General features: G+C 65.3%; 15 protein-coding genes. 2 read left to right on the top strand and 13 right to left on the bottom strand.

Features of this window, described 5'->3' with window-relative positions; genetic code table 11:
• Window positions 1-21 precede the first annotated feature (21 nt).
• From Q5Z10_RS08405 to Q5Z10_RS08385, 5 genes are all read right to left on the bottom strand, one after another.
• Entirely contained in the window at window positions 22-483 is a 462-nt protein-coding gene (locus Q5Z10_RS08405; RefSeq protein WP_303638645.1) for a GNAT family N-acetyltransferase, read from the bottom strand.
• A 103-nt stretch (window positions 484-586) separates the two neighbouring features.
• The gene (locus Q5Z10_RS08400; protein ID WP_303638644.1) at window positions 587-2,209 is read right to left on the bottom strand and encodes an FMN-binding glutamate synthase family protein; all 1,623 of its coding nucleotides are present in this window, start codon (window positions 2,207-2,209) and stop codon (window positions 587-589) included.
• A 44-nt stretch (window positions 2,210-2,253) separates the two neighbouring features.
• A complete protein-coding gene (locus Q5Z10_RS08395) occupies window positions 2,254-3,540 on the bottom strand; it encodes a nucleotide sugar dehydrogenase (protein WP_303638643.1) in 1,287 nt (428 codons plus the stop codon).
• A 112-nt stretch (window positions 3,541-3,652) separates the two neighbouring features.
• Entirely contained in the window at window positions 3,653-4,099 is a 447-nt protein-coding gene (locus Q5Z10_RS08390; protein ID WP_303638642.1) for a BLUF domain-containing protein, read from the bottom strand.
• 64 nt (window positions 4,100-4,163) lie between these two features.
• Window positions 4,164-5,183 carry a TraB/GumN family protein gene (locus Q5Z10_RS08385; RefSeq protein WP_303638641.1) on the bottom strand — a complete coding sequence of 340 codons (1,020 nt, stop codon included), beginning with the start codon at window positions 5,181-5,183 and terminating at the stop codon, window positions 4,164-4,166.
• A 789-nt stretch (window positions 5,184-5,972) separates the two neighbouring features.
• On the opposite strand from Q5Z10_RS08385, the gene Q5Z10_RS08380 reads away from it, so the two are divergent.
• Together Q5Z10_RS08380 and Q5Z10_RS08375 are read left to right on the top strand one after the other, a co-directional pair.
• Window positions 5,973-7,808, top strand: coding sequence for an ATP-dependent nuclease (locus Q5Z10_RS08380; protein WP_303638640.1), 1,836 nt, complete (start codon window positions 5,973-5,975; stop codon window positions 7,806-7,808).
• A gap of 3 nt (window positions 7,809-7,811) precedes the next feature.
• Complete coding sequence (locus Q5Z10_RS08375; RefSeq protein ID WP_061198500.1) at window positions 7,812-9,545, top strand: UvrD-helicase domain-containing protein; 1,734 nt, start codon at window positions 7,812-7,814, stop codon at window positions 9,543-9,545.
• A 42-nt stretch (window positions 9,546-9,587) separates the two neighbouring features.
• On the opposite strand, the gene Q5Z10_RS08370 is transcribed toward Q5Z10_RS08375, so the two are convergent.
• The 8 genes from Q5Z10_RS08370 to trbE are packed head-to-tail and all read right to left on the bottom strand — an operon-like array spanning window position 9,588 to window position 17,676.
• A complete protein-coding gene (locus tag Q5Z10_RS08370) occupies window positions 9,588-9,809 on the bottom strand; it encodes a DUF2274 domain-containing protein (protein ID WP_061194849.1) in 222 nt (73 codons plus the stop codon).
• On the bottom strand, window positions 9,806-11,080 hold the full coding sequence (locus Q5Z10_RS08365) for a TraB/TrbI/VirB10 family type IV secretion system protein (RefSeq protein WP_061194848.1): 1,275 nt from the start codon (window positions 11,078-11,080) through the stop codon (window positions 9,806-9,808). Before Q5Z10_RS08365 ends, Q5Z10_RS08370 begins: the two co-directional genes overlap by 4 nt.
• A gap of 2 nt (window positions 11,081-11,082) precedes the next feature.
• Window positions 11,083-12,075, bottom strand: coding sequence for a P-type conjugative transfer protein TrbG (trbG, locus tag Q5Z10_RS08360; protein WP_061194847.1), 993 nt, complete (start codon window positions 12,073-12,075; stop codon window positions 11,083-11,085).
• Window positions 12,072-12,776, bottom strand: coding sequence for a conjugal transfer protein TrbF (gene trbF, locus Q5Z10_RS08355; RefSeq protein ID WP_061199228.1), 705 nt, complete (start codon window positions 12,774-12,776; stop codon window positions 12,072-12,074). Before trbF ends, trbG begins: the two co-directional genes overlap by 4 nt.
• Window positions 12,777-12,788: 12 nt before the next feature.
• Complete coding sequence (gene trbL / locus Q5Z10_RS08350) at window positions 12,789-14,171, bottom strand: P-type conjugative transfer protein TrbL (RefSeq protein WP_102905812.1); 1,383 nt, start codon at window positions 14,169-14,171, stop codon at window positions 12,789-12,791.
• Entirely contained in the window at window positions 14,168-14,488 is a 321-nt protein-coding gene (locus tag Q5Z10_RS08345; protein ID WP_046985432.1) for a hypothetical protein, read from the bottom strand. The genes trbL and Q5Z10_RS08345 overlap by 4 nt, the downstream gene beginning before the upstream one ends.
• A gap of 12 nt (window positions 14,489-14,500) precedes the next feature.
• The gene (gene trbJ, locus Q5Z10_RS08340; protein ID WP_061199200.1) at window positions 14,501-15,226 is read right to left on the bottom strand and encodes a P-type conjugative transfer protein TrbJ; all 726 of its coding nucleotides are present in this window, start codon (window positions 15,224-15,226) and stop codon (window positions 14,501-14,503) included.
• A complete protein-coding gene (gene trbE, locus Q5Z10_RS08335; protein WP_303638639.1) occupies window positions 15,223-17,676 on the bottom strand; it encodes a conjugal transfer protein TrbE in 2,454 nt (817 codons plus the stop codon). The genes trbJ and trbE overlap by 4 nt, the downstream gene beginning before the upstream one ends.
• Between the last annotated feature and the right edge of the window lie 3 nt (window positions 17,677-17,679).

Genomic DNA, 17,679 nt, shown 5'->3' with positions numbered 1-17,679 from the left:
TCGAGCAAGCTCGACGCTACATCACCGCGGCCTGCGCATGCTCACCGACGCCAGCGCCACCCCGCTGGGATGCGGATAGGCTTCCTCACGCTCGGCAATGAAGCCCTGCCGCTGGTAGAACGGCACCGCGTTGAGCGACGCCGACAGCACCACGTCCCGCTGCGGGTCGGCCATCTGCAGCAGCCGCTGCATCAACGCCTGGCCTACGCCCTGCCCGCCATGGTCGGGGTCCACGAACAAGGCATCGACTTCGTTGCCGGCGGCGTCGAACACGCCGAACCCCAGCAGCCTGCCGTGGGCGTCCTCGGCCACCACGCAGCCGCCCTGCCCCAGCAGCCGCGCGTACTGCACCGGCGGTGGCGAGGCCGACCACGGCGCGATCACCTGCGGCGGATAGTGGCTGCTGCACAGCTCGCGGACGCAGCGCGTGCGCAGGGCCCACAGCATGGCGACATCGTGCTCGGTGCCGGTCCTGAACTGCATGATGCCTCCTTGTAGAGTCGAGCCATGCTCGGCTGTTCTTCGTTCCGACGTCGCGATGCCTGATCGAAAGGCAGTCGAGCATGGCTCGACTCTACAACAACGGTTACCGCGACTTGCTGGCGCGCAGGGCCTGGATGCGCGGCGGCGGCTGGAACGAATCGCTGCGCGCTTCGGCCCAGAACGAATGGAACACCGCGTGGTCAGGCACCTTGTGCAGCAGTTCGCCCGGCTCCAGGTAGCGGTACAGCGAGGCCAGCGAGCGGATCTCCACCGGCGACACCCGCCGCAGGATGTGTTCCGGACCCAGTTCGGCGGGGTCGTTCAGGCCTGCCGCACACAGCAGCTCCTTCAGCGCATGCAGCGTGTGCTCATGGTAGCTGTGCACACGCGTGGCCTTGTCCGGTGCATCCAGGTGCTTCCAGCGCGCCGGATCCTGGGTGGCGACGCCGGTCGGACATTTGTCGGTATGGCAGCTCAGCGACTGGATGCAGCCCAGCGCGAACATGAAACCACGTCCTGCATTGCACCAGTCCGCGCCCAGCGCGATGGTGCGGGCAATATCGAAAGCGCTGGTGACCTTGCCCGCCGCACCGATACGGATGCGTTCGCGCAGGTCCAGCCCGACCAGGGTGTTGTGTACCAGCAGCAGCGCTTCGTGCATCGGCACGCCCACGTGGTCGACGAACTCGGCCGGTGCCGCGCCGGTGCCGCCCTCGGCACCATCGACCACGATGAAGTCCGGCAGCAGCCCGGTCTCGTGCATGGCCTTGGCGATGCCGAACCATTCCCAGGGATGGCCGATGGCCAGCTTGAAGCCGACCGGCTTGCCGCCTGACAGCTCGCGCAGGCGGGCAACGAACTGCAGCAGCTCGACCGGGGTGGAGAACGCCGAATGGCGCGACGGTGACACGCAGTCCACCCCCATCGGCACGCCACGGGTCACCGAGATCTCGGCGGTCACCTTCGGTGCCGGCAGCACGCCGCCGTGGCCCGGCTTGGCGCCCTGCGACAGCTTGATCTCGATCATCTTGACCTGGTCATGCGTGGCATTGGCGATGAAGCGTTCCTCGCTGAAGCCGCCCTTGTCATCGCGGCAGCCGAAGTACCCCGAACCGATCTCCCACACCAGGTCACCGCCCATCTCGCGGTGGTAGGGCGAGATCGAACCCTCCCCGGTATCGTGGTAGAAGCCACCACGGCGCGCACCTTCATTCAGTGCGCGGATCGCATTGGCCGACAGCGAGCCGAAGCTCATCGCGGAGATGTTGAACACGCTGGCCGAATAGGGTTTCGCACAGCTGGCGCCGATCAGCACGCGGAAGTCGTGCCTGGCGATGGTGGTCGGTGCCAGCGAATGATTGATCCACTCGTAGTCCACCGCGTAGGTGCTGCGCAGGGTACCGAACGGCACGGTATCCATCTGGTTCTTGGCGCGCTGGTAGATCAGCGCGCGCTGCTGCCGCGAGAACGGCACATCTTCCAGGTCGCTCTGCACGAAATACTGGCGGATCTCCGGGCCGATCGATTCCAGGCCATAGCGGAAATGCGCCATCACCGGATAGTTCCGCCGCAGGGTGCTGCGCTTCTGCAGCAGGTCCCAGGTCCCCAGTGCCACCATCGCGGCGGTCAGGCCAACGCCCCAGTACCAAGCCGGCCAGATCGTGGCCAGCCACAGGCACAGGGGAAACAGCAGGATGGCGAGCAGGTAGACGATATACCGGTGCATGGCGTTCCTCGTTTGCAACTGCCTGCGAGTCTACCCCGCAGCGCCTACAGCCGGTCGTCAACCACGCTGCGCGGCCAGGCCGATTTCACGTCGTAGACCAGGCCGCCCGGCGCCAGCAGGTTGCGGATGCGCGCTTCGTCCATCGCCTTGAAACTGTGGTGGGCCACGGCCAGCACCACCGCGTCGTAGCAGCCGGCGGCAGGTTCGGCCAGCCAGTGCACGCCTTCGCCAGCCAGCGCCGCGGGGCCGACCCAGGGGTCGCTCACCTGCACCTGCGCGCCGCTGGCGGCCAGCCGCTGCGCCAGCTCCAGCGCGCGGCTGTTGCGCAGGTCCGGGCAGTCCTCCTTGAAGGTCACGCCCAGCACCAGGATGCGGGACTGTGCCGGGGTGCGGCCACGCTCGGCCAGCATCGCCAGCACCCGCGCCGCCACATGTTCGCCCACGCGGTTGTTGACCTGGCGCGCGGTGTGGATGAGGTCGGGGTGGTACCCCACGCTCTCCGATTTGTGCAGCAGGTAGTACGGGTCCACGCCGATGCAGTGCCCGCCCACCAGGCCCGGGCGGAACGGCAGGAAATTCCACTTGCTGCCCGCCGCGTCCAGCACGTCCTGGGTGTCGATACCCAGGCGATCGAAGATCAGCGCGAGTTCGTTGACCAGCGCGATGTTGACGTCGCGCTGGATGTTCTCCACCACCTTGGCCGCTTCGGCCACGCGCATGGAAGGTGCCGGGAACGTACCGGCGGTGATGATGCGCTGGTACAGCCGATCGACCACCGCAGCCGCCTCCACGCTGGAGCCGGAGGTGATCTTGCGGATATCGGCCAGGCGCCGGCCACGATCGCCGGGGCTGACCCGTTCGGGGCTGTAGCCGCAGTGGAAATCCACGTTGAAGCGCAGCCCGGACCCCTGCTCCAGCAGCGGCACGCAGACTTCCTCGGTGGTCCCCGGGTAGACCGTGGATTCGTAGATCACCAGGTCGCCCGCACGCAGGTGGCTGGCGATCAGCCGTGTGGCCGAGCGCAGCGGCTCCAGATCGGGTTGCTCATAGGCATCGATCGGCGTCGGCACGGTGACGATGTAGACATTGCAGGCATCAAGTTGCGCCGGGTCGCTGCTGTAGCGCAGCAGTGACGCGCCAGCCAGTTCGTCCGCCGCCATCTCCAGGGTGTGATCCTGGCCCGACGCCAGTTCTGCGATGCGTGCGGCGTCGATGTCATACCCCAGCGTCGGCATCTGCCGGCCGAACGCCACGGCCAGCGGCAGGCCGACATAGCCCAGGCCGATGATGGCCGGGGCCGGAGCCTGGGCCGCACCGATCGGCGCGCTCAAGCGCGGCGTCCGGTCGGCGGCTGCGGGGAGCACTGGGTCATGCGCGGGATCCGGTTGCGGGCAAACATGCGCACAAGGTTAACCGGGTCCACCGCCCCAGGCCACTCCCGGCTCAGGAGCCCAGGCTGACCGCAGCCGGTTCCAGTTCACCATGATCGCCGGTCCAGGCGCGCAGCAGCAGGGAAAAACCTTCGCCCGGGCACGCCGTTTCAAGATTGAACCCCTGCCAGTGGGCCGCCGCGATGCTGGCCAGCACCCCCGGCTCCACCTGCCGGTTGGCCATCGTCCAGCGCGGGAACCGGCGGCTTTCGATCGGGCCGGCCGCGAGCGGGGTGATGCTGCCATGGCGGCGCGCGTTGACAATGCGCGCCTGCACCGATGCCAGGCCGTCGCGCGGCCCTTCGATGTACTGCAGGAACCGGCTGCCATCGAACATCAGCACGCCGGTCACGCCCGCCATGCGGTTGAACGCGGTTGCATCGGCCAGCAGGGCATCGAGGGCGGACAGGTCCAATCCCTCCATGGCCGTGCTGACGTAGGCGTATGCGTGCAACGGCATGTCCATCGCTCTCCTGCGGAATGCAGGGAAATATGACACGAAGCACGAGGACGTCAAACGGTGGTTATTCCGGTGGCGCCTCGATCCGGTAGCCACGCTGCGCCAACGCATCCAGGTAGCCTTCACCGAGCAGCAGGCTCACCGGTACGGTCGCGAAGGTCCCGGCGTGACGTGCCAGTGCCGCGTCGACCCCCTGCAGCCAGCGCGCGCGGACCTGCAACGGCATGTCGCTCCAGCCGCGCCGACGCGCGAAGTCGGATGCCTGCAGCAGCTCCCGGCAGGTCTGTGCCATCGGCGAGGTGGACAGGCGGCGCAGCGCGGCGATATCTCCCAGCGCCCACGCGTTGGCGCGTTCGCGCAGCACCGGCGCCTGGAACTCGACGGTATCCAGTGTGCGCTCGAAACAGGCGCGGTCATCGACTTCGGTGGTCTGCAGTTCCTTCAACGTGCCACGGATGTCATCGACCTTCAGCTTCACCTGCACGTCCTCCGGGGTCAGGCCACGCGCCTTGTAGGCACGCCCGAGCGCGTCCTTCACCTGCCGGCTGTCGCGCAGACCGTTGCGCTTCAGGAAGGCCTGGAAGAGCCTGCCGGACGCGACCAGCGGCCGATCCTTCTCCACGCCGCGATTGTTGCCCAGGTAGGTCTGCTTCAGCCCCAGCCAGCGCGCGTGGGTGGCCGCGGGCAGGATCTGGTCCAGCGTGCGCCCCTGCGGATCGCGTGCGGTCTTCAATGCCAGCGGCAGCAGGGTCAGGCCCTTGAACACGCCGATCTTCGCATCGAGGGAGAACCCCGGATCGCCCAGCACGTGGTCGGCACCGGCAATCGTTCTTTCGACCTCGTCCGAACGCCATTGCACGCCACTGGGGATCGGCGAGACCGTGCCCAGGATCCACAGCACGTGGCCCTGCGGACCGGTCACTGTCCACAGGCCCGGTCCAGGCTGTTCGCCGGTGACCTGCACGGTGGCCATGTCCACCACCGGCGTGGCCGGGGCAGGCGGCGGCGCGGCGACCACCGGCCATGCCGGCAACAGCGCCAGCGCGATGCAACGCCCGACCCATCGACTGCGACGTCCGTGCATGCCGGCCATTCCACTGGAGTTGGCGGACTGTACCCAGCGTCGCGGCGCGCTGCGTAAACGCTTCGTTAGCCAGCGCCGCCCCAGGGGATTCCGCTACAATCGGCGCGCGCTGCAGGCCCGGATGGCGAAACTGGTAGACGCATCGGACTTAAAATCTGTTTTGTCAAGTCCTTTCCACTTGCGCCACCTGGCCAGAAGGCCAATAGAGACAATGGCTTGCGAGCATTCAAGACTTGGCTTCATGGCTGGGCTTGGTGGTCAGGGGTCAACTAGGAGTCAGTAGAGAGGTAGGAGTTTTCAGCGCGTCGCGCCACGCCCGAGTGGTGAAATTGGTAGACACAAGGGACTTGAACAATTTGAGCCCTCCGGGGGAAACCCCAGAGGTGAAGCCCGTCAAAGTCGGCGAACGCCCTGGATGCTCCGGCATCCGAGCCAACGCCGAACCAAGCCCAGGTCCAACGCCTGGGAAGGTGTAGAGAGCAGACGGCGGGCACCTACGGCCGCAAGGCTATGGTGAAGGCGTGCTCCAGACCACGAACGGCGCATGCGCTGGCGGCGAAAGCCGAAGTGGTAAGAAAATCCCTCGCCGCAAGGCGTGCCGGTTCGATTCCGGCCTCGGGCACCAATTTGGAAGCCGTCCCTGCCTCTGCAGGGGCGGCTTTTGTTGTCAATGCTCGATGATGCTTTATCTTTCAACGAGCTACCGGGAGCGTGCAGTAGTTTGGAAGATGAAGGAAGCAAGGCGACCATGTAGTCGCAACAACAATAGCAAGGACTCTTGGGGGCATCATGCGCGTCTCACGGTTGGGGATAGAGAACTTCCGCGGCATCAAGAAAGCCGAACTTCACTTCTCAGGGCATACGCTCCTGATCGGGGGCAACAACGTCGGCAAGAGCACGATCTGCGAAGCACTCGATCTTGTGCTTGGGCCGGATCGCCTGAATCGAACACCCCCCGTTGAGGAGTTCGATTTCCGTAATGCAGGCTATCTGAACGAAGACGGCGAAACACCCGTTCCTCTCCGCATCGAAGTCGTCCTCGTTGATCTCACCGACGACATCAAGAAGCTCTGCGCCGCCAATCTGGAGTTCTGGCACAAGGCCGACAAGCGGGTTCTCGGCGAAGGTGAGATTGGTAACGCCGACGACCCCAACGTGGAACTCTGCCTTCGCCTGATTACCGCTGCTCAATACGACATCGAAGAGGACCAGTTCTTCGCCAAAACGATCTATGGCCGAAGCGACGACGATGACGACGCCGATCCCAGGTCAATTCCCACTAAGGTCAAACGAGCGATAGGCTTTCTTTACCTGCGCACCATCCGCACCGGCTCGCGTGCATTGAGCTTGGAGCGCGGCACGCTGCTCGACAACATCCTGCGCATGAAAGAAGCCCGCAAGGGGATGTGGGAGAGCATTCGCAAGCGTCTGGCTACTCTTGATCCTCCGATAGACGCTGACGCTACCGAGCTGGGGCCGATCCTCGATGAAATCGAGGCAAGGCTGGCGGAATACATCGCGCCCGGCAGCGAGGGGCGTTCGACCCGTCTGTTCGTCTCCCAGCTCACGCGTGAGCACCTGCGGAAGACCATCGCTTTCTTCTTGACGATGGGGCGTGGAGAGGAAGCCGTCCCGTTCCAACAGACCGGCAGCGGAACATTGAACACGCTCCTGCTGGCGCTGCTGACCTTTATCGCCGAACTTAAGAAAGACAACGTCATCTTTGCGATGGAAGAACCCGAGATCGCCCTTCCGCCCCATACACAGCGGCGGATTGCGAACTACCTACTCGAAAAAACTTCGCAGTGCTTCGTTACATCGCACTCGCCATACGTCATCGAGCGTTTCGAGCCTGACGGGATACTGAAGCTCAACCGCGACCAACACGGCACCTTGAGCGGCACGGCGATCAAGCTGCCGGCTGGCATGAAGGCCAAGAACTACCGACAAAACTTTCGCCGAGCCATCGCCGAAGCCATGCTCGGGCAAGGCGTGATCGTCGGTGAAGGCATCACCGAACAGGATGCCTTGTTGGTGGTCGCGCAGAAGATGGAAGACAGTGATCCGGCCCTGTTCCCCTTGGACGTGGCCGGCCTGTCTGTCATCAATGCCGATGGTGACGGGAACCTGGAAAAGTTGGGGGCCTTCTTCAAGGAAATCGGGACTCCAGCCTTTGCCTTCTTCGACCGCAAAAAGCGCACGGATGCGGAAATCGCCACCTTGCAAGGTAGCTACGTGGTAGCCAAAGAAATCCAGCAAAAAGGTGCCGAAGTGCTGATGGCTGAGGAAACCCCCTTGGATCGGCAATGGCAGTATTTGGAGGCCCTACGCACCGAGGATGCCGACGGCCGGTTTGGGATTCCGGCGGCCCGCCCCGCTGACGACGAATTACGCAAGCTGACCACTTCCACATTGAAGGGCCTGAAAGGCGAAGGTGGTGCGGCAAAGCTGCTGCAACTGTGTGCCGTGGCCGAGTTGCCCAAGACCATTACCGACTTCCTCGCCGACATCTACCAACGCTATCCAAAGCCGAAGCGCAAGGAAGCACCTGCCGCGCAGGTCGATGCCGGAGCAGAAGCTGCAGGTGACAACGCGGCCGCGGCCGATGACCCCGAGGAACTGTAAGCCATGGCCCTGGTCATCTGTGCGCAGCGACAGAGCATTCTCGACGAGAACGGTGCGATCCTCGTTACGGGCGGCCCAGGCAGCGGCAAGACGACCATCGCTTTGGCAAAGGCCAGACTCGTTATCGAACGGGGCCTTTCACTTGGTCAGTCTGTTCTTTTTCTCAGCTTCTCGCGTGCTGCTGTGGCGCGCGTCGCCGAAGCGAGTAAGACGCAGTTGCCTGCCGCTCTGCAAGGAAAGCTCTCAATCCAGACGTTCCACTCGTTCTTCTGGCGCATCTTGCAGGCATACGGATACTTGCTGGGCGCGCCAAAGTCGTTGCGTCTACTAATGCCTCATGATGAGGCGGCGATGCGCCACGAGTTCGAGAACAATGGTGGCGATTGGAATGTCGAGCGCCAACGATTGTTTCGGGAAACAGGGAGGGTCGCATTCGACCTGTTCGCTCCGAAGGCTCACGAACTACTGTCTCGAAGCGCACGCCTGCGCGAGCTGTTCTCGTCGTGCTATCCGTTGATCGTTGTGGATGAGGCGCAAGACACAGCAGAAGATCAGTGGCAGTGTGTTCGACTGCTATCCGCTGGCACGCAAATGATGTGCCTCGCCGACTTGGACCAGCAGATTTACGACTTCCGGCCGGGCGTCAGCTCAGACCGAGTAACGCACATCATGGCCGCCTTGCAACCGCTACGCGTGGATCTGGCAGGCGAGAATCACCGGAGTCCTAATTCAGAAATCGTCGCCTTCGCCAACGACGTGCTACTGAACACACCGAGAGGCGCGGCTTACCAGGGTGTATCACGCATAAACTATCGCGCCAACCGAGAGTACCGTGATCGCGCGATCCGCCAAGCAATCGGAATCGCCATTCAGCGCGCAAAGGAGGCCGCCCAGGGCGACATCGAGAGCTTGGCCGTACTGGCAACATGGGGGCGCGGTGTCAACGTCGTTTCCCGTGCTCTGACTGGTAATGGCGCGAACTTGATCCCGCATCGAGTGATGATTGATGAAGCATCGGTGCTGCTTTCGAGTCGCATGGTCGCGTTTATGCTGGAGCCGCGCAGGCCGGCAGCGGAGGAACTGCTGGACTTGGCAGACGGCCTTGACCTTGCGGCGACGGTCTTCCGGGCACGCGGCGGAAATACCAACCTTGCCACCGCGCAGCGGTTGGCAGCAAGCGCCGTACAAAGCCGCGGTGGCACTTCCCCGCGCGCTAACGGAGTGGCATCCAAGCTCTTGGATGCGCTACGTACATTGCGCATACACGAGTTCTCGGGAGACCCGAAACGGGATTGGTTGGATGCGCGCAGCATTCTTCGTAACGCAGGCGCCAACCCGCTTCAAGTCATAGCAGAGGATGCCGAGCAGCTCGTCGCCTTCCAGCGTGGCCGCCGTATCTCAGCAGCACTGACCGAACTTTGGCAAACGCAGGGAGCGTATCGAAATGCGCGCGGTGCGCTTGATACGGCCATCGCGGAAGACCAGCTCTTGTCAGGCGGCAACGACCTGAGAGGTATCCACGTCATGACCATTCACAAGTCGAAGGGCAAGGAGTTCGACGCAGCAATCATTTTCGACGATCCGAACAGCAGCCCTCTGCTTTTCACTCAAGAGGCTGCGCCTCACCCTCGTTGCCGCAAACTGGCGCGGGTTGGCATCACCCGCGCCAAGCATCATGTGCTGATGCTTTGCGATATGTTCACTCCAACCGCCTTGCTGCAAGGGCATCAACTCTAGGAGCAAGGTCGCTTCGGTCTTGAAGCAGCAGTGCGACTACCCTTACCCTGATCGCTTCCTGCGAAACCCCCGGTCCCCCGCCATGAACGCCTCCAGCATATGCGGGATCAGCGTCATGGTGTCGACCGGCTCGCCATACGTCTGCGCGTGCAGCGCGGCGTAGCGGTCGAGGTCGGCTTTCAGGCTGGCCGGGCAAGCGAACGTCAGCTTGACGTTCTCGGTCTTGGGCAGCGGCCCGAGCCGCAGCTTCTTGGTCGTGCTCATTGCGAAGCTCCCCGATTGAAGAACAGCGGTTGGTAAGGCCGCAGCACCAGATCCCGATTGACGATGATCCGCACCGGCAGGCCCGGCCGCGTGGTCAGCGTCGGTTGGATGTTCATGTTGCGCCGGGTGATCTCCTGTCCGACCTGATTGATGCTGTCCTGTGCGCTGTCGCGCCCGGAGATGACGATGCGGTTGCCGTCCTGGCGGTTCTCCGGCGCAGCCAGCTCGGCGCCGACGCCCAGCAGCGTCGTCAGCACAGCGCCCGCGACGATGCGATTCCAATGCCAGTCCACGTCGTCTTCCAGGCCGGCGTAGCCGGCCGGGTCGGTGCCGACAAGATTGTCGAGCGTCAGCGAGGACGTGTCAGGCAGGATGACCCGGTTCCACACCACCTGCACGCGGCTCTGCCCGTAGCTGACCTGGCTGTTGTAGCGTCCGAGGATGCGCGATCCCTGCGGGATCAGCAGGAACTTGCCGGTGGCCGTGTCATAGACCGGCTCCGTCACCGTGGCGATCACGTCGCCCGGAAGATCGGACTTGATGCCTGTCACCAGCGCGCCCGCGATCACCGTCCCAGCCATCACCTGATAGGGCGACGCCGGCAGCGCCAGATTGCCGGAATTGCGGGTTTCCGTAGAACCGGCTTTCAGAAACGCCTCTTTCTGGTCTTGCCGGTTCTGCACGGCGGTCGGGTCGGCAGGCTGAGCCGCCGTCGAGGCTGGCCCAGCGGTGAGCGGATCGAAGGCCGCCAGCGTGCTTGCACCACCAGGCGCACCCGGCGCCGCCTGCGCCACCGTGGCGGCTGCCTGGCCTTGACCGCCCGAGCGGAAGAACACCGACGAGGCCGCCGCCGCGTCGGCCTCCTTGCGCAAGGCATCCTCGGGGTCATGGCCCGGCGGTACATACGTCGGCGTCACCGGCCGCTGCGAGTTCACGATGGCTGGGCCGAGATCACCCGGCAGCGGCGGCCCCAGCTCGGGCACCTTCGGCGGCATCTTCGAGTAGTCCGAAGGCAGGCCATCCAGCCCTTCGGACTTCGACACGCGATCGACGTTGTAAAGCTCGGTCTGCTCATTGGCACCGCGCCGCTGCGGTTGCAGCGACCAGATCGTGGCCCCGAGTACGGCGACCGACAGGCCGCCGACGAGGATGGCCAGCGTGCGCCGATTCAGGCGCGTGACCGGGCGCGGCTGGGCGCGCAGCGCCACCGCCTCGGGCGCGACCTTGCCCGCCTGCGGCGTGGCGAGGTCAGGGGTGTCGTCCTGGCTCATGGTCAGTTCCTCCGTGCCACGCTATCCGTGCGCTCGATTCGCACCACGTCGCCCTTGTCGCCACCCAGGCGCAGTTCGGCGGCACCGAATAGCCGATCCACGATGTAGTACGGCGAGCGGAAGCGGTAATTGACCAATTGCCCGTCGCCTTCCGGCCCGATCACGAACAAGGGCGGCAATTCACCCTGAGCGATACCGGGCGGGAACTGGATATAGACCTTCTGCCCGTCGTCGAAGGCACGCAGCGGCTTCCACGGCGGATTGCTGCCGCTGATGGCATAGCGGAAGCGCAGGTTCTCCAGCGCCAGCCCGCTATCGACCGGCGCGGCGGTGCTGGCCGCTTGCGCCTGGCGCTGCAAGGCCAGCATTCGGTCGCGCGGGTATTCCCAAGACACGGATGCCATCCACGTCTTTTCCGTCGAGGCCAGCTCCAGCAGGTACGTCCTGCGATTGGTAGTGATGACGAGATTGGTCTTGAGGCCCGAGCGGATCGGCTTGACCAGCACGTTCACTCGCAGGTCGGCGCCGCTGCCGCTCGATGTGTCGCCCACGATCCAGCGCACGGTATCGCCGGCGGCCACCGACACCAGCTCCTCGCCCGGCTGGAGCGAAACCACGGTCACGCGGCCCACGGCTGCATAGACTTGGTACAGCGCACCATCGCTATACGGCCACACCTGAATCGCGTTGACGTAGCCCTCGCGCGTGGGCGCGACGCGCGCCTCGGCATTGGCACGCGAAACGCGCACCTTCTCGTCTGCCGGCTCCGGCACAGGTTTGGCGTCCTCGGCTTCGGGCAACGGCTTCAACTGCGCGGGCATCGGCAGCACCTCGGGCACGGCCACCACCTCCACCGGCGCGGGCGGCTCTGGCAGCGGCTGGGCCTGCACCGGCTCATCGAGTGAGATGGTCGGCGGCGGCTTGCCCTGCGTGGCGCAGCCCGCCAAGGCAAGCAGGATCACCGGCAAAGCGGAATTACGGAAAAGATCATTCATGGCATGGCTCCTTCGGAAGAATCCAGTTCGCGGCTCCATGACAGGCCGTTGACGTAGATGCCCAGGGGGTTCTTGCGCAGGCGTTCTTCGGTGCGCGGCGGTTGGAGCACGATGGACACCACGGCCGTCCACCGCTCCAGGCCCGCCGCGGCGCCGTTGACGTAGCGGCGTTCCGTCCAGCGCACGTTGAAAGACGTGTCGCTGGCGCGCACGACGCTGGTGATCTGCACCGTCACCGACTCCTTGCCGATGCGAGCGAACGGGTCGTTGACCCGCGCGTAGTCGTTGAGCACGGCCGCGCCCTTGTCGGTGGTGTAGTCGTAGGCGTCGAGCCAGTTCTGGCGCACGACGATGGGGTCGATGGACAGCGAGCGCACCAAGCCGATGAAGCGGCCGAGGTGGTACGCGGTCTGCGCATCGCTGGGCTTGTAGGGCGTGGCTGCTTCGCCGACCGCACGCACTTGGCCCGCGTTGTCCACCTCCACGACGTAGGGCGTCACGATGGACTGCGCTGACCGCCACACCAGGCCGCCGGCCATCAGCAGCGCGAGCGTCAGGCATCCGAAGGCCATCAGCCGCCAGTTCTTCGCCTGCACGCGCGGCGAGCCGATACGGTCGTCCCACACCTGGCCGGCAGCTTGGTACGGCGTGGCAGGCTGCGGCGTGTCGGCGTAGCGCACCTGCGGTTTCTTGAATCGCATGGTCAGTTCTCCTTATGAATCGGAATCGCGCAGGCTCGGCCCTTGGCCGGAGCCGCCGCCGTCGCCACCGCGCAGCGCGTGGGCGGTGGTGGTCGCGGCATGGGTGAGCTGCTGGCGGCGATGCAGTCGTTTCGCCCAGGCAGGTTGTTCCTGCGTCTGCGCGCTGCTGGCGCTGGGCGTGGCCTCGCCGGCACCCTGACCGGATGCCGCACCCGCGCCACTGTCAGCCGCAGCGCCATTCCAGCCAGCACGGAAGGGAGCAGCCATGCGCTGCCCGACAGCGGAGGCACGGGATGCGGCGCCTCGCCCGGCTGCCTGCGCGCCGGTCTTGGCGACGTTGCCTAGGCCGGCCATTGCGCCTTTCGCGCCACCGCCGGCGGCGGCGGAACCGGCCTGGAACGCAGATTTCGCGCTGCTGGCCGCCGACGTGGCGGCGCGCGCACCGCTGCCGGCCAGCTTGGCGGCAGCCGGGGCCATGCGCGCGCCAGCCGCCACCGCACCGCCCACGCCAGTTGCGGCGGCACCGACGGCCACCGCCGTTCCGGCTGCGCCGATGGCCGCGCCCGCCATCGCGCCCGCGCCGAGCTGCGGCGCACCGGACACAAGGCCCGTGGCGATGCCAGGGCCGAAGATCCCGAGCGCCAGCAAAGTGAGCGAGGCCAGCATGATGACCAGCGCATGGTCGAGGGACGGCTCATCGGGATGGACTTGGAATTGAGTGAACAGGCCCGAGCCGATACCGACGATCACGGCCAACACCAGCACCTTGACGCCGGAGGCCACGACGTTGCCCAGCACCTTTTCCGCCAGAAAGCTCGTCTTGTTCCACAGCGCGAACGGCACCAGCACGAAGCCGGCGAGCGTGGTCAGCTTGAACTCGATCAGCGTGATGAAAAGCTGGATCGCCAGCACGAAGAAGCAGAGCACCACGACCAGCCAAGCGATGAACAGCACCAAGATGGCATCGAGGTTCAAGAACACCTCGGGAAATCCCATCATGTCGTCGAGCTGAAGGAAGATCGGCCCGCCCGCGTCAAGGCCAGTTTTCGCCAGCCGGCCCGGCTGCAAGAAGTTCTCCATCGTGATGGCCGAGCCGGTGGCGGTGATGCCTAGTCCCGCAAACGAGCGGAACACGATGCTGGCCAGCCAGTTGAAGTTGTTGATGATGTAGGCGAAGGCACCGACGTAGAGCACCTTGCGCAGCAGCTTGGCGATCACGTCCTCGCCTTGGCCGGTGGCATGGCTCATGGCCCAATACAGGCCGGCGATCGTCATGTCGATGACGATCAGCGTGGCCGTGAGGAACGCCACTTCGCTCCGCAGCAGTCCGAAACCCGAGTCGATGTAGGCGGCGAATGTGTTGAGGAACTGGTCGATGATGGTCACGTCATTCATGGCGTGTCCTCCGGTTCGGCGGGAACGGCCGGCGCCACGCCATCGGCCGGTTCCTCGAAGCTGGGCGGGATCGGCGGCAGGTCGGCCAGCGTCTGGTATTCATCCGGCCCGGCCTGGCCGGAGAAGAAGCGCCGCCGGAAGGCTTCGGCGGCGGCGCGGCAAGCGTCCTCGCCCGTGGCCTGCCGGTCGGCGGCGCATTGCGCGCGCAATGCCTTGAGCCGCACGGGATCGGCGGCCAGGGCATCGGGAAGGTTGGTGGCCGGCTGTTCGCTGCAAGCGGCCAGCAGCGCGGCACACAGGGCGAGGACGTATCGCATGGCGGCCTCCCGTCAGTTGCCGTAGAAATCCACGCGCTGCGGCGTGTACGGGGTGCCGTCGCCCATGAAACGCCGGCGTACCTCGCGGGCGCGCTCCGTGGCCGCCGCCTGACGTGCCAGCTCCAGCGAAGCGGCCCGGTCTTGCGTGATCTGGAGCCTCTGCGACTGGATCGACTGCTTGGCCTGCAAGGCCAGCAGTTGGTTCATGGCCTGCATCGCTTGCAGCGCGCCTTGGGCCGACTGGCTCTTGCCCACGAGGTCGGCCAGCACGCTTTCGTCTTCGCCCAGGTTCTGCGACACCTGCGCCTGCATCTGCATCGTGGTCTGCAAGCCGTTGAGCGTGTTTCGCCAACGCTCCTGCGCATCGCGGTACATCTGGTCGCCGCTGACGGTGGCGGCGTACTGCTCGGGATACAGGCGCGCGAACTCCCGATCCAGATTCGTCACGTCGTAGGCCAAGCCGCGAGCCTGGGCGATCAGTCGCTCGGTCGTCGCCAGATTGGCGCGCAACTGGTTCGCCACGCTGGACGGCAGGCTGGCGAGGTTGCGCGCTTGGTTCATCAGCATCTGCGCTTCGTTCTGGAGCTGCTGGATCTGGTTGTTGATCTGCTCCAGCGTGCGGATCGCGGTCAGCGTGTTCTGCACGAGGTTGGTGGGATCGACTACGACCCATTGCGCATGGGCGGTGGCGGTGCAAAGCATGGCCGCGATGGCGGCGGCGATAAGACGCTTCTTCATGGCAGGTTCTCCAGGGGTTGGTCAGCGAGGGAACCCGGCGCAAGGCCGGGGAACGAGGGCAGCAGCTCGGCCGCCCAATCGAGGCCGCGATGGCGCAGCCAGGCGCCCGCGAAGCCGGGCACGCCGGCGTCCAGCAGCACGCGGTCTATGTCGCGCTGATCCTGCGGCGTGGAAGCACCCGCGAACGCCAGCGTCGCCGGCCCCAGGTCGAGGTCGAACAGGCGGTTGCCGAGGCGGGATTGGTAGTAGTAGTCGCGCTTGGGCTGCGCGGTGGCGACGATTTCGATCTGCCGCCTGTTGAGGCCGAAGCCCTCGTAGATCGTGCGAATCTGCGGCTCGGTCGCCTGCGGGTTGGCGAGGAAAATGCGGCTCGCGCAGCTCTCGATGATCGCGGGCGCGATGCTCGATTCCTTGACGTCCGCGAGGCTCTGCGTGGAGAAGATGACGCTGACGTTCTTTTTCCTGAGCGTCTTGAGCCATTGCCGGATACGCGCGGCAAACACCGGGTCATCGAGGAACAGCCACGCTTCATCTAGGATCAGCAGCGTGGGCGCACCGTCGAAGCGTTCATCGAAGCGCGCAAAGAGGTAATGCAGCACGGCCATGACGGCGGCCTTGCTGTGCATCAGCTCCTCCATCTCGAAGCACTGCACGTTGGCCATGCCGAGCCGGTCATGGTCGGCGTCCAGCAGCTTGCCGTGGGCACCGCCGAGCACATAGGGCGACAGCGCCTGCCGCAGCGTGTTCGATTGCAGCAGCACGGAAAGCCCCGTCATCGTGCGCTGCTCCAACGGCGCACCGGCGAGGCTTCCCAACGCCGACCAGATAGCCGCCTTCTCGTCGGGGCCGACCGCCACGCCCTCATGCAGCAAGCGGCCTTCGATCCATTCGGCCGCCCAGGTGCGGTAGCCTTCGCGGTCGATGCGTGCCAATGGCTGGAAGGCGATTTCGCCATCCGTCCCGAGGTCGTAGTGCTCGCCGCCCAACCCGAGAACCGTGGCGCGCATCGAGCGGCCCATGTCGAACGCGAAGATGCGCGAGCCGCGATAGCGGCGGAACTGCATTGCCAGCGTGGCGAGAAAAACCGACTTGCCCATGCCGGTCGGCCCCGCGACCAGCGTGTGGCCCACGTCGCCGATGTGCGTGACCAGCCGGAACGGCGTCGCGCCATCGGTGCGAGTAACGATCAGCGGAGGGCCGTCGAGGTGGTCGTTCTTCTCCGGCCCGGCCCATACCGCCGACAGGGGCATCATGTGCGCCAGGTTCAGCGTCGAGACGATGGGCTGACGCACGTTGGCGTAGGCGTTGCCCGGAATGGACGACAGCCACGCATCCACGGCGTTGAGCGTTTCCGGGATGGTGATGAAGCCGCGTCCTTGAATGACACGCTCCACCATGCGCAGCTTCTCGTCGGCCACGGCCGGGTCGGCATCGAGCACCGTCACCGTGGCGGTGAAGTAGCCGAAGGCAACTTGATCGCTGCCCAGCTCCTGCAAGGCTGCGTCGGCGTCGGCCGCCTTGTTGCTGGCGTCGGTATCGACCAGCGGGCTTTCTTGCTGGAAGATCGTTTCGCGCAGGAGCGCGATGACGTTCTTGCGCTTGGCGAACCACTGGCGGCGCAGGCGTCCCAACTCCCGTTCCGCCTCGGCTTTGTCCAGGCAGAGAAAGCGCGTGCTCCAGCGGTAGGCAAAGCCGAGGCGGTTGAGGTCATCCAGAATCCCCGGCCAGGTCGAGGTCGGGAAGCCCCGCACCGACACCACGCGCAGGTGCTGGTCGCCCAGCATGGGCGCCAGCCCGCCGACCAGGGCGGAATCGGTCAGCAACGCATCGAGGTGGAACGGCACTTCGGGCACGCCGACGCGGTAGCGTCGCGTCGAGATGGTGGCGTGCAGGTAGGTCAACGTCTGGCTGTCATCGAGCCAGGCGATTTCCGGCATCACGCCATCGAGCAGGTCAAAGACGCGATCCGTCTCCGCGACGAAGGCTTGCAGCCGCTCGCGCCAGTCCACGCCATTCGTCGGCGTGTTCTCGTAGAGCATCTTGGCTGCACGGGCACGGGATTCTTCGGGCGGCAGGTACACCAGCGTCAGGTGATAGCCGCTCTCGAAGTGGCTGCCCGATTCCTCGAACGTGGCCCGGCGTTCTTCCTCCACGAGCCACGACAGCGGCTCGGGGAACTCCGAGTGCGGATAGTCGGCGGCAAGCCGGCGCTCGGCTTCGATGAACAGCGCCCAGCCCGAACCCATGCGGCGCAATGCGTTGTTCAATCGCGCTGACGTGGCAATCAGCTCGCCTTGCGTCGCGCTGTCGAGGTCAGGCCGGCGAAACCGGGCCGTGCGCTGGAAACTGCCGTCCTTGTTCAAGACGACGCCCGGCGCAACCAATCCAGCCCACGGCAGCCAGTCGGCGAGCAAGGCCGGGCGCTGGCGGTATTCGGCAAGGTTCAGCATGGC

The sequence above is a fragment of the Stenotrophomonas sp. 704A1 genome (assembly GCF_030549525.1).
GTDB classification, from domain to species: Bacteria; Pseudomonadota; Gammaproteobacteria; order Xanthomonadales; family Xanthomonadaceae; genus Stenotrophomonas; species Stenotrophomonas tuberculopleuritidis.
The sequence above is the reverse complement of the archived record's forward strand: the minus strand, read 5'-3'. Positions and strand labels throughout refer to the sequence as shown.